Below are 15,482 nucleotides of genomic sequence, written 5' to 3' on the forward strand. Positions count from 1 at the left end.
CGCCGGCGGCAATGGCGGTAACGGCGGCAACGGCGGCAACGGCGCCGACGCCTCCGTCCTGTTCAACGCCGGCAGGGGTGGTCACGCCGGCGGCGGAGGTGGCGGCGGTGAAGGCAACGGCGGTCCAGGCGGCGACGGCGGGAACGGGGGCCGCGGCGGCACCGGCGGGGACGGCATGGCGCCGCCATTCGGCTCCGGCACCGGTGCGGTGGGTGGCACCGGAGGCCCCGGCGGCAAGGGTGGCAGCGGAAAGTACGGAAACATCACCCTCTCCGGCCAGTCCGGCGACAACGGTGGCAACGGCGGCAACCCCAACGGCACCACCGGCGGGGGCGGCGGTGGCGGCGGAAAGGGCGGTGACGGCGGCGGCGTCTAGGACCGACCCGACTCAGCAACCCCGGCAGCTAACTCAGCGCCGGGGTTGCTGAGTGTCGGTCACGATCAGGCTCCGAGGCTTGCGCCGAGGTGGCTATCGCGTATCCGATGTGGCAATGTATCGGTTATAGGGGAATGGGAGGAAACAGAATGCCGCCGTCAACGACACCTACGGCAGAAAAGCCGGTGCGAGTAACCAAACGCCGCGCGGAGACGCGCGCCAGGCTGATCAAGGCCGCCTTTCAAGTATTCGCCGAGAAGGGATACGGGCACGTAACGATCGAGGATGTATGCGACGCGGCCGGATACACCCGGGGCGCCTTCTACTCCCAGTTCGAAAGTTTGGAAGAACTGTTTTTCCTGCTCTACGACGAGTGGGCCGTACGAACCGCTGATCAAGTCCGGACGGCAATGGAGAACAGCGATCCCGCTACCGACCTGACCGGGGCCGTCGAACGGATAGTGGACACCCTGCTGCTCGAACGCGAGTGGCTGTTGATCAAATTCGATTTCCTGCTCTACGCCGCGCGCAAGCCCGAACTGGCGCACCGCTGGGAAATCCACCGCGCCCAGTTGCGCAAAGTCATCGAGGAGCGACTGACCGCGAGCGGCATCGACTTTCACCCCGCAATCGAGAGCGTCACCGACACCGCCCGTGCCATCATCGCGGCCTACGACGGGGTAAGCGTCCAATTGCTCCTAGACAGCGACCAGGTCGCGGCACGCGCCTGGCTCACCCAATTGATGAATGTGGTGGTGACACGCTGAAGTCCGAATCGCGACCCGGCCGGGTGGCGTTCCCACCAGGCCCTTCCGATACGTTCATGTATATGATACGCTGACGTATCATTAGTTCGAACTCTCGCAGAGAGGCTGTCACATGGACGCTGACGTCATCGTCATCGGTGCGGGATTGTCCGGCTTGGTCGCCACGCATGAACTGACCCGGAGCGGCAAAAAGGTCGCGGTAATCGATCAGGAGAACGAAGCCAACCTGGGTGGGCAGGCGTTCTGGTCGTTCGGCGGACTCTTTCTCGTCGACACCCCCGAACAGCGGCGCCTGGGCATCAAGGACTCCTTCGAGCTAGCCTGGAACGACTGGTCCGGCAGTGCGGCGTTCGATCGGCTCGACGACGAGGACGCTTGGGCCGCGAAATGGGCCCGCTCCTACGTCGAATTCGCCGCCGGGGAAAAGCGCTCCTACCTGACCGACCTCGGGATCAAGTTGATGCCCACCGTCGGGTGGGCCGAACGCGGGGATCTGCGCGCCGAAGGGCACGGCAACTCGGTGCCGCGGTTCCACATTGCCTGGGGCACCGGCACGGGCGTCGTCGAACCGTTCGTTAACTCGGCCCTACGGGCCGCACAGGACGGTCTGGTGAAGTTCTATCACCGGCATCGGGTGGACGAGCTGATCTACACCGACGGCGCGGTCACCGGCGTCAAAGGCGCCGTCCTGGCACCCGACGACGCGGTACGGGGCGCCCCGTCCAATCGCGACGAGGTCGGCGAGTTCGAGCTGTCGGCGCAAGCGGTCATCATCACCAGCGGGGGCATCGGTGCCAATCACGAGATGGTGCGCCGCTACTGGCCAGACCGGCTGGGCAGCCCGCCCTCGTCGATGATCACCGGTGTGCCCGCCTACGTCGACGGACGCATGCTCGACATCGCCAACGACAGCGGTGTTCGGCTGGTAAATCGCGACCGGATGTGGCATTACGTCGAAGGCGTCAACAACTGGGACCCGATTTGGCCCAAGCACGCCATCCGCATCATCCCGGGCCCGTCCTCGATGTGGTTCGACGCGATCGGCCGGCGCCTGCCGGCCCCCTTCCTGCCCGGCTACGACACCCTGGGCACTCTGAAGCATCTGCGCACCGACCCGGACATCGCGAAATACGACTACTCCTGGTTCATCCTGACCCAACGGATCATCAAGAAGGAGTTCGCACTCTCGGGGTCGGAACAGAATCCCGACATCACCGGTAAGAGCCTGATGGCCGTTCTCCAGGAGCGGTTCTTCAACCGGGACGCCACGGGCCCGGTAGAGGCATTCAAGAGCCACGGCGCCGACTTCATCGTCGCGGACAATCTCGATGACCTCGTCAAGCAGATGAACGCAATGACCGACGAGCCCCTGCTCGATCCCGCGCGCATCCGCGCGCAGATCGAAGCCCGGGACCTCCAGGTCGCCAACCCATTCTGCAAAGACGTGCAGGTGCAAGGCATCCGCAACGCTCGGCGCGCGCTCGGCGACCGGCTCGGCCGGGTCGCCACCCCGCACCGCATCCTGGATCCCAAAGCTGGACCCTTGATCGCGGCGCGCCTGCATATCCTGACCCGGAAAACGTTGGGCGGCATACAAACTGACCTGTCATCGCGGGCGATCGGTAACGACGGTCAGCCCATCCCCGGCCTGTACGCGGCGGGCGAGGTAGCCGGATTCGGTGGCGGAGGCGTGCACGGGTACAACGCGCTGGAGGGAACGTTTCTCGGCGGCTGCATTTTCTCTGGGCGCGCCGCCGGGCGTGGTGCGGCCCAGGACATCTGAGCAATCGCTCGTACGCCGCGGTGGTAGAGCCGTACTCGACGGCCCAGCGGTGATTCGCAAGCGGCGTCGAAGATTTCGCTAGCCCGCTGGGCGCTGCCATTGCCCACTGGTTCATCGTGAGGACCGCGGCCTTGGATTCCGGGTATGGTCGGGAACCTCACGGTGGCAATCAAACTCGAGGTTGCACGATGGTCCGAAGGGTGAATGCCGGACTCTGCCATTTGATTTCGATGCCGGCGTACCGTCCACAACCGAGCGCTATCTGCGCCGCGTCCTATCCGTAGCCATTTTGCCGAGAATGTTTACCTGCGGGCGTGTCACCTGGACCTCGCGCCTCCCACCGGCGCCGCCGACAATCAGGCAAGATAGGCGCATGGACACTGGTGTGAACTCACCTCGGGTCTTGGTTGTCGACGATGACTCCGACGTGCTCGCCTCGCTGGAGCGCGGTCTGCGACTCTCCGGATTCGAGGTATCAACGGCGGTCGACGGCGCCGAGGCACTTCGCAGCGCGACCGAGACCAGGCCGGACGCGATTGTGCTGGACATCAACATGCCGGTGCTGGACGGCGTGAGCGTCGTCACGGCACTGCGCGCCATGGACAACGACGTGCCGGTGTGCGTGCTCAGCGCGCGCAGTTCGGTAGACGATCGAGTGGCCGGGTTGGAAGCCGGCGCCGACGACTACCTGGTCAAACCGTTCGTGCTGGCTGAGCTGGTGGCCCGAGTGCGCGCGCTGCTCCGTCGGCGCGGTGCCACCGCGACGTCGTCGTCGGAAACCATTACGGTTGGTCCACTGGAAGTGGATATCCCGGGGCGCCGGGCGCGGGTAAACGGCGTCGACGTCGACCTGACTAAGCGGGAGTTCGACCTGCTCGCGGTGTTGGCCGAGCACAAGACGGCAGTCTTGTCTCGCGCACAGCTACTTGAACTGGTGTGGGGCTACGACTTCGCCGCCGACACCAACGTCGTCGACGTCTTCATCGGATATCTGCGGCGCAAGCTGGAGGCCAACGGTGGTCCGAGGCTGCTGCACACCGTCCGGGGAGTCGGGTTCGTGCTCAGAATGCAATGAGTGCGCGAGGTGCCACATGGTGGCGATGAACTTCCTGTCCCGGGTCTTCGCCCGGACGCCCTCGCTGCGGACGCGGGTCGTGGTGGCGACGGTGATCGGGGCCGCGATCCCGGTGCTGATCGTCGGCGTCGTGGTGTGGGTAGGTATCACCAAGGACCGCAAAGAACGGCTGGACCGCCGGCTGGACGAGGCGGCCGGCTTCGCCATCCCATTCGTGCCCCGCGGCCTCGACGAGATCCCACGCTCCCCCAACGACCAAGACGCCCTGATCACGGTTCGACGCGGCAATGTCATCAAGTCGAATTCAGACATCACGCTGCCCAGGCTGCAAGCCGATTACGCCGATACGTTCATTCACGGCGTGCGGTACCGGGTACGCACGGTGGAAATCCCCGGTCCAGAACCCACTTCGCTGGCCGTCGGCGCGACGTATGACGCGACTTATGCCGAGACCAACAATCTGCACCGACGAGTGCTGCTGATCTGCGGTTTCGCCATCAGCGCGGCGGCGGTGTTCGCATGGTTGCTGGCTGCCTTCGCGGTGCGGCCGTTCAAGCAGCTCGCCGAGCAAACCCGGTCTATCGACGCCGGCGACGAGGCGCCCCGAGTCGAAGTGCACGGAGCCAGCGAGGCCGTTGAGATCGCCGAGGCGATGCGAGGCATGCTGCAGCGGATCTGGAACGAGCAGAACCGGACCCAGGAGGCGCTGGCGTCGGCGCGGGACTTCGCGGCGGTTTCCTCGCACGAGCTGCGTACACCGCTTACCGCGATGAGGACCAACCTCGAGGTGCTGTCTACCCTCGATCTACCCGACGACCAGCGCAAAGAGGTCCTCAACGACGTGATCCGCACCCAGTCGCGGATCGAAGCCACGCTCAGCGCGCTCGAGCGCCTGGCCCAGGGCGAATTGTCCACCTCCGACGACCACGTACCGGTCGACATCACCGACCTGCTCGACCGGGCCGCCCACGACGCGACCCGCATCTACCCCGACCTGGATGTTTCGCTGGTGCCGTCGCCAACCTGCATCATCGTCGGGATGCCCGCCGGGTTGCGCCTGGCGGTGGACAACGCGATTGCCAATGCCGTCAAGCACGGCGGCGCGACCCGGGTCCAGCTGTCGGCCGTGAGTTCGCGCGCGGGCGTGGAGATCGCGATCGACGACGACGGCTCCGGGGTGCCCGAAGAGGAACGGCAGGTGGTCTTCGAGCGGTTCTCCCGGGGGTCGACGGCCTCGCATTCGGGTTCTGGGCTGGGGCTGGCGTTGGTGGCCCAACAAGCCCATTTGCACGGCGGGACCGCGTCATTGGAGAACAGCCCCATGGGCGGAGCACGCCTGGTGCTGCGCCTGCCCGGCCCGAGCTGACCTTCCGGCGGTTACTTCTTGCGGGTGCTTCTGCTCCACGGCGTGAAGAAAGCCCGCTTGGCCAACTCTTCGTTCTCAAACCAGACCTGGGCTTCGATGCTCTCGTAGTCCGGATCGTCGGGAGTGTAGAAGAGGCGCGAATCTGTGCGTCCCTTCACGGGCCAGTCCTCCGGTCCGCTGCCATCCGGGTTGGCGCGCATGGAGCCCGGGCCATAGGGCGCGTACGGCATCAGTGGCGGCAACGCCGCGGTAGGTGCGTCGTCACCGACCGAGATCTTTTTGGTTGCAGCGTCTTTGGAGCCTGGGACGCGTTTGGTCGCGGTGCCTCGCGGTCCTTTCGGCCGCGCCTTGGCGGGGACACCCTTCTTGGCGGGTGTCCTCTTCGCCGGGGCTTTCTTGACCACCGGGATACGCTGCGTCGCAGCGTCTTCGGAGATCGGGATGCGTTCCGTCGGCGCATCCCTGATCATCTTGATTCGTTCCGTGACGGCTTCTCCCGAACCGGCTCTCAGTCGCGCATCTGCGGGAGCGGGAGGTCTGCGCTTCTTCGGCGGTGTTGTCGGCACGGTCTTCTTGGTTGGCGGCCTCGTCGTGACGACGGGCATCTGCTGCGTCGGCGCCTCGGCCAGGTTTACCTCCGTAACCGACGGCGCGGACTCGGCCACCGGACGCGGACTCGGTCCATCGAGAACCCACGCCGGAATCTGCGCTTTGACGGGTCGGGTCAGTGTGAAGGTCAACACCATGCCCAACGCGAAGGACAGGGCGGCCAACCACCAGTGCACGTGCCCGCTCACCGTCGCACTCCGATCCCCGGCCACTGCGATGGCGGTCCGGGCCACTGCGGCCGTACCAGTTGGGGTTCTGGCTCCGGGATGGGTTCTGGCTCCGGCTCCGGTTCGGGCTCCGGCGCGACGGCCTCGGGCTCCGGTTCGGGCTCGGGTTCGGGATCCGGCCGGGCAGCCGCGTGCTCGGGCTCGGGCTGGTGCGCAGTCGGATCGAATCCATGCCATTGCGACGGCGGGCCGGGCCACTGGGGCTGCGGCAACTCGGGCACAACTTCGTCTTGGGCTGCCTCGGCAACCTCCGCTTCAGGCTCGACCGACGCGGGCTCGGGCTCCGGCTCGGGTGCGGGCTCGGCGGTCTGCTCGGGCTCGGGCTCGGTTCCGCCGAGCTCGAAACCATGCCACTGAGCCGGAGCACCGGGCCATTGGGGCGCCACATCCGCCGCCGGCACCTCCTCGACCGATGGTGACTCAGTAACTTCTGGCTCGATGTCGAGCTCGGCGGCCACAGGTTCTGGCTCTGGCTCTGGCTCCGCTTCGGCAACAGGCGCGGTCTCGGCTTCCGGCTCGGGCTCAGGCCTCCCGAGATCGAAGCCATGCCACTGAGCCGTCGCACCAGGCCAACGAGGCTGCGGCGCGTCAGCCACCGGCACGTCCTCGGCCGATGGTGATTCGGTAACCTCCGGCTCGACGTCGAGCTGCGCGGCCGCCGGCTCGGCTTTCGATTCCGGTTCGGGCTCGGGTTCAGGCTCCGGTTCCGGCTGAGGCTCCGCGGCCACCGGCTCAGGACCCCCCTCGGGCTCAGCCTCGGCTTCTGGCGCGGGCTCCGCAGCAACCGGCTCAAGTTCCAGCTCGGCCGCCAGCGGCTCGGGTTCTACTTGCGGTTCGGCCGCGGCTAGCTCGGGTTCTGCTTGCGGCAGCGGCTCTGCGGCCGTCGCTTCCGGTTCCGGTTCCGGTTCGGGCGCGGCCAACACGAGCTCCGGCTCCGCGTCGGGCTCCGGCTGGGGCTCCGCGGCCCCCGGCTCCGGCTCGGCCTGCTCAGCGGGCACACTCTCCGGCTCCGCTTCCCCCAGTGGCTCGACGGCCGCCGGCGAAGCGTCCGGTTCAGACTGTGGCGCGGCCGGCATCGGCTCCGACAACACCTGCTCGGGCTCGGTGACCTCAGTCGTGGTTGCAGACCACCCAGACGCAGACACCGGCCATTGCGGTTGCGCTACCTCCGCTTCCCGCTCATCCCCGCCCAGCTCGGCCGTCGGCTCCGAAACCTCCAACTCGGCCGCCCCCGACTCGGCCGCGGCCAGACCGGCTTTGTCAGCCCGGCCGTCGATCCTTCGCTTCAGCGCGACGATCCCGTAGGCAGTAGCCGACCCGGCCACGAAAGCGGCCAGGTACACCACCCACTGGATCACGAAGCCCATGTTCGTCCCCCTAGCTGACCACGATCTCGACGCGGCGGTTCTTGGCGCGACCCTCGACCGTGTCGTTGCTGGCGATCGGGTTGGCGGATCCGAGACCCTTGGCGACGACGTGGTCGCGAGCCACACCGTTGGCGATGAGGTATTCGGCGACCGAGGTGGCCCGCTGCGTGGTGAGTGGCAAGTTCATGGCTTCGCTGCTGCTGTTGTCGGAGTACCCGTTGATGGTTACCCGCGCGTTGGGGCATGCCTTCAGCCGGTCGGCCACCTTGATCAGGTTTTGCTTGTCTTGGGGGGTCAGGGCCACCCCGTCGTTGCCGAAGGCGAGTGGTCCTCCCGTCATGGCATTGATCGCGGTTTGCAGGTCGTTGCAGGAAGTGGGCCCGGGCGTGGCAGTGGCCGGAGCGCCGGGCGTGACCTGGGTCCGCGTGGCGATCTTGCTGTTCACACTCAGCTCGGGCCAGGCGCTGGCCGCAGCGTGCTCCACCGCGGTCTTCTGATCGGGCGAGGCGGCTGTGCCGGTCAAGGTGACCGTGTCCTGCTCGACTCGGAGCGTGAAATCGGGAATCGGCGCCCCGGCAGCGAAGACGGGTTCTGCGGCGGCAAAATCGAGCGCGCGGACCAGGGGATCGATCCGGATCTGGTCGACGACGACGACGCCGGGTGTCGTCATCGCCCGGAGAGATTTCATCAGTGCCGCTTTGGCGGCATCGTTGGGGAAGTCGCCGACCAACGTCAGGCTGTTGCCGTTGCGGCTGATCGACAGGAGCGACAAAGGTTGGGTCGCGGCGCTGGGACCAGCGATGGGACCCGTCAGAGTCGGCAGGTCACCAGTCGGGCCGTTCACACCGGTGGGCCGCTCATAGGCACCATAGCCGATGATCGCGATCAGAAACGGGACCACGGCCGCGGCGATCAACCAGGTACGGCCGGTCTGCTGTCGATCATTCGCAGGTGCCCGTGGCTCGCTGATTTGCTCGGCAGTGGGCGCGGGCGGTTCCTCCACACCCACATCTGCCCCCACCGTCGCTCCTCACTCTTTGACGCGTTGTTGCGCTTCCAGGCGATATGCAGCCTACCGAGTCCGCACCGGTGTCCTGGTGATTGTCGGGCACACTGGAGCAATGGGTAACGGCAGGAAACCAGTAGACAACGAGACCTTTGCGCACATCCAGGACCTGGTTGCCCAGGAGAAGGCGCTGCGAGCGGCCCTGCAGGACGGCGAGATCAGCGAGTCGGAAGAACAGCAACAGCTGCGCCGCATCGAGGTCGAACTCGACCAGTGCTGGGACTTGCTGCGGCAACGACGGGCCCTGCGCGAAACCGGCGGCGACCCGAGTGAAGCGGCCGTGCGGCCGGCGGACGAGGTCGAGGGCTACCTCAACTGACGCAGGCTGATCGCGATGTGATCGTCGTGGGCGGCGGTCACAATGGCCTGGTCGCGGCCGCTTACCTGGCCCGCGCGGGCCTTCGGGTTCGGTTACTCGAGCGCCTGGGACATGTCGGCGGGGCCACGGTCTCGACGCCGGTCTTCGCCGGCGTGGACGTGCGACTTTCGCGCTATTCGTATCTGGTCAGCCTGCTGCCGTCGCGCATCCTGGCCGACCTGGGCGCCCCGGTGCGTTTGCTGCAGCGGCGCTATTCGTCCTACACCCCCGATCCCGCGACCGCCGGACGCACCGGCCTGCTGATCGGTCCTTCAAGCACATTCGCCGCCGTCGACGCCGCGGCCGACGAGCAGGGCTTCATCGCGTTCTACCGGCGCTGCCAATCGGTGACCCGGCCGCTGTGGCCCACGCTCCTCGAACCGCTGCGCAGCCGCGAACAGGCGCGTCGACTCGTGCTGGCCAACGGAGATCCCGACGCGGCGGCCGCCTGGCGCGCCATGGTCGAGGAGCCGATCGGGCACGCGATCACCAGCGCCGTGGGCAACGACCTGGTGCGCGGGGTGATCGCCACCGATGCGCTGATCGGAACCTTCGCTCGCCTGGACGAGCCGTCACTGATACAGAACAAATGCTTCCTGTACCACGTGCTCGGCGGCGGCACCGGCGACTGGAACGTGCCCGTGGGCGGGATGGGTGCGGTCTCCTCGGCGCTGGCGGCCGCCGCCACCCAACATGGCGCCGAGATCGTCACTGACGCAGATGTTTTCGGCATCGCCCCCGACGGTGAGGTGCACTACCGCAACGGCGGTGACGAGCACCTGGTTCGCGGCCGGTTCGTCCTCGCCGGTGTGGGACCCGCGGTGCTGGCCAACTTGCTGGGCGAACCGCCGCCCGCGATGGCGCCCGGCGCCCAGACAAAGGTCAATATGGTGCTGAGCCGGCTCCCCCACCTCCGGGATGAAAATGTCCGTCCGGAACAGGCATTCGGCGGGACCTTCCACGTCAACCAGACCTGGTCGCAGCTCGACGCCGGATACACGCAAGCGCAGGCCGGCCGCATCCCGAATCCGCTGCCGTGCGAGGCGTACTGCCACTCACTCACTGATGCGAGCATTGTCGGCGCCGAGTCGGCGGGTGTACAAACCATGACGGTGTTCGGTTTGCACGCCCCGCATTCCGTATTCGGCACCGCGGGTCCCGCCGAGTTGCGTCAACGACTCACCGATTTGGTGCTTACATCGCTGAATTCTGTTTTGGCCGAACCTATTCAGGATGTGCTATTGACCGACGCGAACGGTCGTCCCTGTCTGGAGACGACAACCACCGTGGACCTCGAACAGACGCTGCGCATGACGGCGGGCAACATTTTTCACGGTGCGTTGGACTGGCCGTTCGCCGACGACGATGACCCACTGGACACACCGGCGCGTCAGTGGGGAGTCGCCACCGAGCACCCGCGGATTATGCTGTGCGGCTCCGCCGCCCGCCGTGGGGGCGGGGTGTCGGGCGTCGGCGGCCACAATGCCGCCATGGCAGTGCTCGCTACCCTGCGCGAGCAGGGGGAAAACCGCCGAGAAAGCTAGCGGCCGTCGATGCCGACGTAGTCCCGCTCGGTATAACCGGTGTAGATCTGGCGCGGACGACCGATCTTGCTGTCGCCCTCGTCGTGCATCTCGCGCCAGTGCGCGATCCAGCCCGGCAACCGGCCCAGCGCGAACAGCACGGTGAACATCCGCACCGGGAAGCCCAGCGCCCGGTAGATCAGGCCGGTGTAGAAGTCGACGTTCGGGTAGAGCTTGCGCTCGACGAAGTAATCGTCGGTCAGCGCGGCCTCTTCGAGCTGCTTGGCGATGTCGAGCAGCGGGTCTCCGCCCAGTTTGGCCAGGATCTTGTCGGCCTGTTCCTTGACGATGCGGGCGCGCGGGTCGTAGTTCTTGTAGACGCGGTGGCCGAAGCCCATCAGTTTGACGCCCTCTTCACGGTTCTTCACCTTGCGGACGAATTCGCCGACGTCGTCGCCACTCTCCTTGATCTGCTCGAGCATCTCGAGCACCGCCTGGTTGGCGCCGCCGTGCAGCGGGCCCCACAGCGCGTTGATGCCGCCGGAGATCGAGGTGAACAAGTTGGCCCGCGACGAGCCCACCAGGCGGACAGTGGACGTCGAGCAGTTCTGCTCGTGATCGGCGTGCAGGATGAACAGCATGTCCAGCGCCCGCACCACTTCGGGGTCGGGCTGGTAGGGCTCGGCCGGGAAACCGAACGTCATCCGCAGGAAGTTCTCGACCAGCGACAGCGAGTTGTCGGGGTAGAGGAACGGCTGCCCGACGGACTTCTTGTATGCGTAGGCGGCGATCGTCGGCAGCTTGGCAAGCAGCCGGATGGTCGACAGCTCGACCTGGTTGTTGTCCATCGGGTCCAGGGCGTCCTGGTAGTACGCCGAGAGGGCGTTGACGACACTGGACAGCACCGGCATCGGATGGGCGTTGCGCGGGAAACCGTCGAAGAACCGCTTGAGGTCCTCGTGCAGCATGGTGTGGCGCTGGATCCGGCCGGTGAACTCGGCAAGCTGGTCGGTGGTGGGCAACTCGCCATAAATCAGCAGGTAACTGACTTCGATGAAGGTCGACTTCTCCGCAAGCTGGTCAATCGGATAGCCGCGGTAGCGCAGAATCCCCGCATCGCCGTCGATGTAGGTGATGGCGCTCTTGCATGCCGCGGTGTTGACGAAGCCGTTGTCGAAGGTGGTGTGACCCGTCTTCGACAGCAGCGGACCGAGCGCAATGCCGTCGGCACCTTCGGTGGCGTGCGTGATCTGCAGGTCGATCTCGCCCCCGGGTACTTCAGAGTTGCGGTGTCGTCGGTGTCGCCCACGAGAACCCCTTTGCGCTCAGGCTTGATATGGCTGCCCGCCCTAGGTGCGACAGAGGTGCACTAGGTACGTATAGGTGAAGGTAGTCGTTATTGCGACGGCGTGCCTGCGCGGGGTCGGGTCTGCGTGCCCGGCGGGCGACTGAGATGCCAAGAATGGGGTTAACGCACTGGTCATCGGCCTATCCTTGTCCGATTGGCGTGGTCGGGACTCCCGGACCGGCAGGGCCGGGGATGACGCCTTGAAGGGGCATGCGGCACGTCGCTGCGGAATTGAGCCCGATTCGTTGCGTCAACTCCAAGCAGCTAAGCGCATGGCTCGCCGACGACGCAGTGATGGCGCCGTTGGGCCAAACGGCGCCGGCCGGTACGCGATTAAGTAGTTCGCTACTTAAACAGCCAATGCCACGACACGCGAGGCTGATTACGCGATGTTCAGCGACAGTCAAAAGCGGGGGTACTCATGTCCTACCTGATCGCGGCACCGGAGTTAATCAGCGCAGCCGCATCTAATTTGGCCAGTCTCGAAGCGGCGATCGCGGCAGCCGATACCGCAGTCACCGCTCCGACCACCGCGGTGCTGGCGGCGGGGGCCGACGAGGTGTCGGCGGCGATCGCGAGTCTGTTCTCCACGCACGGCAGGGTCTACCAGGTGCTGAGCGCTCAGGCGGCGGCTTTCCACCAACAGTTCGTACGGGCTTTGGTTGCAACGGTGGATTCCTACACCGGAGCAGAGGCTGCCGCCGCACGATCTTTGCCCGCCGCCAGTCTGCAAGAGACGCTGATGAATCTCGGCCTCGGGAACAGGGGCACGATGAATCTCGGCGGCGGCAACAACGGCAGCGGCAACGTTGGCAACGGAAACATCGGCAATCGGAATTTCGGGGGTGGCAACGCCGGCGACGGCAATGTCGGCAGCGGAAATACCGGCAGTGGCAACATCGGTTCAGGGAACTTCGGCAGCGGCAACATCGGCTTCGGGAACATCGGCAACGGTGTCTTTCAACCGGGCAATAACAATGTCGGCATAGGCAACACCGGTAACGACAACGTCGGGCTCGGCAACACCGGCGTCGGCAACCGCGGCGGTGGGAATTCGGGTAGTTTCAACACCGGGGCGGGCAATACCGGCAACGGGAACTTCGGCTTCGGAAACACGGGGAACAACAACATCGGAATCGGGCTCACCGGCAACAACCAGGTGGGCGTAAACCTTTTCGGCCTGCTGAACTCGGGTGATGGCAACATCGGTTTCGGGAACTCCGGGACCAACAACGTCGGCCTCTTCAACTCGGGCACTGGGAATGTCGGCATCTTCAACAGCGGAGTGCACCCCGCGGAACTTCCCGGGATGCACAATAACTTCGGCATCGGCAATTCCGGAGCGGGCAATTTCGGCATCGGCAATGCGGGTGTACTCAACACCGGCGCCGGGAATTCCGGTTCGGTCAACACCGGTTTCGCAAACTCGGGCAGTTACAACACCGGCACGGGTAACGCCGGCTATGTCAACTCCGGTTCCTGGAATGCGGGCTACTACAACACCGGGGACGGCAACTCGGGCGACACTAACACCGGCTGGTGGAACTCAGGCAGCACAAATACCGCGATCGGCTCGTCGACGGATACCGGACTGGCCAACTCGGGCTTCAACAATTCGGGAACCAAGGTCTCAGGCATCGGGAACACCGGAGAGCAAATGTCCGGCCTCTTCAATACCGCCAAAGGTGGCGGGGCGATCAACCACGCCGTCTCGGGAATCTCCAACCTGGCCGTCGGCGGCTCAGGCCTCAACGGTCGCGTCTCGGGTTTCTTGAACACCACCGTCACGGCGCCGATCCTTGGCCAACCAGTCGGCTATTACAGTGCTTTCGCCTCAGGGTTCCTGAACATGGCCTCCGGCGTGGCCGGTCTGTTCAACATCGGGCGCCTTTGATCGTCAGAATCGGCCGAGGCAGCGATCGCCTTCCCTAGGCTGCAGCGGCGCCCTCCGCATGGTCTCCGGGCTTCACCGCACTCGGTGACCAACGCGGACGCCATCGCCCGCCGCCCCACGCGGTAGCAGCGCGGCGAGCTCTTCGCGGGTCGTTGTTCCGGTCTTTGCCATCGCCCGATAGATGTGACTTTCTACGGTGCGGACGGACAGAGTCAGCCGCTCGGCGACGGCGCGGTTGGACAGCCCCTCCCCGATCAGCATGACAATCTCGCGTTCGCGATCGGTGAAGGGCACTGGCTCTCCGACCTGACGGAGCGCCGGAGTCGTGATCCCTCCGCATTTCTCGGCCAGCACACCGGCCCGCGTCGCACATCCCAGAGCCGACCCCCGTAAACCCTGGCTACGATAGACATTGGCGGCGTGCGCGGCGGCATCAAGTGCTGCGACGATATCGCCCATCGACTCGAATGCCATTGAAATCTCGCTTAATTGAGCGGCGTCACCGTCAGCCAAAGCGGCTGAGAACCGTGCCGCGAGACCAGCGCGCGGTCCTTCCACGACGCGTTCGAGCTCCCGTAACCTGGCCGTCCCGGACCGGTCACCGAACTGCGCAGCGGTCTGCAAGCACAGCACTTCGGCAGCGAATTGCCCCTTCGCCCGGGCATTTTCAGCGCCGGCGGACAAATTGGCGATGGCTTGGCTGACGGCACCCTGTCCAGCGCACACCCACGCCCGGGCCAAAGTCCGTTCATAAGCCAGCGAGCGGAACGGGCGTTGCTGCTCGTCGATGGCATCCAGGATGTCGGTTGCCTCGGCCAGGGAGCCGCGCATTCCAAGCGCCATCGCAAGCGAGATCTGATAGCGGTACCCCCAACCCAGAGCATGGGTAGCGGAAAGTCCGACCGCTGTCTGTTGGAGCCATCCGCTCGCGGAGTTCAGCTGCCCGCCGGCCAGGGCAGCGCGACCGGCAACCGCGGCGCCGAGCAATTGAGCCGCCCCCGGCAGGTCGGCCGCCTGCCGACGCACCTCGTCGGCGACATCGAAGGCCTCGGCAATACGCCCGGACAGCATGAGCGCGGTGACGTGTGAATCGGCGATGTTGAAACCCATGTGCGGCGGATCAAGTGAGCGCGCGACCGCGCGATACCCCGACTCCGCCGCCGCGACGGCGACTGTGGTGCGTCCGGCATCGGCGGCGATGGTGGCAAGTACCCAGGCGATCTCCGCGCCGACCACGGCCGGAAGTTCTTCCAGGACCAGGCTTTTCGACGCTTGCTCGGCGCGCTCTGGCTGATCGGTGGCGAACCAATAGACGGTGAGGAACGCGTCGATATAGCTACGAGCCTGCGGCGCGGTCAAGTGCGACGCCTCATTGATGATCTCTTTGGCCCTCGTGGGATCGCCGAGTGCCCAAAGCATGTTGCTGGCCCGAAGGAATGCCAGCTGGGCACGCTCCGTCTCCGTCAACGGTCCTTGATCCAGCGCGGCCAATACTGAGTCGGCTTCCTCCCCCCGGCCCGACCACGACAGTGCATGTGCGCGTAGGAAACCCGCGTCGACTCCCGCTCCCGCCCGGACCGCCGCTTCGGCAAGGCGATCCGCAAGGGGGAGGTTTGCCAGCCACACGGCGCCGTGTGCCGCTCTGACCATAAGTTCGGCGTCCGTGTTCAAATCGGAGTCGAGCATCAGCGCGGCGCGCCGCACCACAAGGTGGATCGTCGTC

The 15,482-nt window shown here is 65.9% G+C and carries 11 protein-coding genes and 3 pseudogenes; 8 read left to right on the plus strand and 6 right to left on the minus strand.

Annotation, left to right across the window (positions count from 1 at the left end; genetic code table 11):
- From BN972_RS29855 to prrB, 5 genes and pseudogenes are all read left to right on the plus strand, one after another.
- Positions 1-367: pseudogene (locus BN972_RS29855) on the plus strand (hypothetical protein); the annotation flags it as partial.
- Between the two features lie 194 nt (positions 368-561).
- Positions 562-1,143: a TetR/AcrR family transcriptional regulator gene (locus BN972_RS25405; protein ID WP_235192585.1), complete on the plus strand. Its 582-nt coding sequence runs from the start codon at positions 562-564 to the stop codon at positions 1,141-1,143.
- A 112-nt stretch (positions 1,144-1,255) separates the two neighbouring features.
- Complete coding sequence (locus BN972_RS25410) at positions 1,256-2,926, plus strand: FAD-binding dehydrogenase (protein WP_036364550.1); 1,671 nt, start codon at positions 1,256-1,258, stop codon at positions 2,924-2,926.
- 373 nt (positions 2,927-3,299) lie between these two features.
- Complete coding sequence (gene prrA, locus BN972_RS25415; RefSeq protein WP_036364553.1) at positions 3,300-4,001, plus strand: two-component system response regulator PrrA; 702 nt, start codon at positions 3,300-3,302, stop codon at positions 3,999-4,001.
- 25 nt (positions 4,002-4,026) lie between these two features.
- Positions 4,027-5,367, plus strand: a complete 1,341-nt coding sequence (prrB, locus tag BN972_RS25420; protein WP_036365862.1) for a two-component system sensor histidine kinase PrrB — start codon at positions 4,027-4,029, stop codon at positions 5,365-5,367.
- Positions 5,368-5,378: 11 nt separating this feature from the next.
- Here the strand turns inward: prrB and arfC (BN972_RS31420) are convergent, their stop codons facing one another.
- The 4 genes and pseudogenes from arfC (BN972_RS31420) to arfA form a co-directional block, all read right to left on the minus strand.
- Entirely contained in the window at positions 5,379-5,972 is a 594-nt protein-coding gene (arfC, locus tag BN972_RS31420; RefSeq protein WP_455709866.1) for a channel accessory protein ArfC, sunset domain variant, read from the minus strand.
- 102 nt (positions 5,973-6,074) lie between these two features.
- Positions 6,075-6,209 (minus strand): annotated as a pseudogene (arfC, locus tag BN972_RS31425) (channel accessory protein ArfC); the annotation flags it as partial.
- Positions 6,161-7,570: a hypothetical protein gene (locus tag BN972_RS28605; protein WP_036364557.1), complete on the minus strand. Its 1,410-nt coding sequence runs from the start codon at positions 7,568-7,570 to the stop codon at positions 6,161-6,163. The pseudogene arfC (BN972_RS31425) and the gene BN972_RS28605, both read right to left, overlap by 49 nt.
- A gap of 10 nt (positions 7,571-7,580) precedes the next feature.
- Positions 7,581-8,591 carry a channel-forming protein ArfA/OmpATb gene (arfA, locus tag BN972_RS25435; protein ID WP_036364560.1) on the minus strand — a complete coding sequence of 337 codons (1,011 nt, stop codon included), beginning with the start codon at positions 8,589-8,591 and terminating at the stop codon, positions 7,581-7,583.
- Between the two features lie 100 nt (positions 8,592-8,691).
- Between arfA and BN972_RS25440 the strand changes: the two genes are divergently transcribed.
- Positions 8,692-8,955 (plus strand): DUF2630 family protein, encoded by a 264-nt coding sequence (locus BN972_RS25440; protein WP_036364563.1) that lies wholly within the window; start codon positions 8,692-8,694, stop codon positions 8,953-8,955.
- Entirely contained in the window at positions 8,952-10,538 is a 1,587-nt protein-coding gene (locus tag BN972_RS25445) for a phytoene desaturase family protein (RefSeq protein WP_036364566.1), read from the plus strand. The genes BN972_RS25440 and BN972_RS25445 overlap by 4 nt, the downstream gene beginning before the upstream one ends.
- Here BN972_RS25445 and BN972_RS25450 read toward each other — a convergent pair.
- Positions 10,535-11,826: pseudogene (locus BN972_RS25450) on the minus strand (citrate synthase). The gene BN972_RS25445 and the pseudogene BN972_RS25450 sit on opposite strands and share 4 nt — an antisense overlap.
- Positions 11,827-12,286: 460 nt before the next feature.
- On the opposite strand from BN972_RS25450, the gene BN972_RS25455 reads away from it, so the two are divergent.
- The gene (locus BN972_RS25455; RefSeq protein ID WP_051545809.1) at positions 12,287-13,759 is read left to right on the plus strand and encodes a PE domain-containing protein; all 1,473 of its coding nucleotides are present in this window, start codon (positions 12,287-12,289) and stop codon (positions 13,757-13,759) included.
- A gap of 72 nt (positions 13,760-13,831) precedes the next feature.
- Here BN972_RS25455 and BN972_RS30685 read toward each other — a convergent pair.
- On the minus strand, positions 13,832-15,482 hold a 1,651-nt coding region (locus tag BN972_RS30685; protein WP_235192586.1), incomplete at its 5' end, for a helix-turn-helix transcriptional regulator.

Origin of the sequence: Mycobacterium asiaticum DSM 44297 (genome assembly GCF_000613245.1) — a bacterium.
In the GTDB taxonomy this organism is placed as follows: Bacteria; Actinomycetota; Actinomycetes; order Mycobacteriales; family Mycobacteriaceae; genus Mycobacterium; species Mycobacterium asiaticum.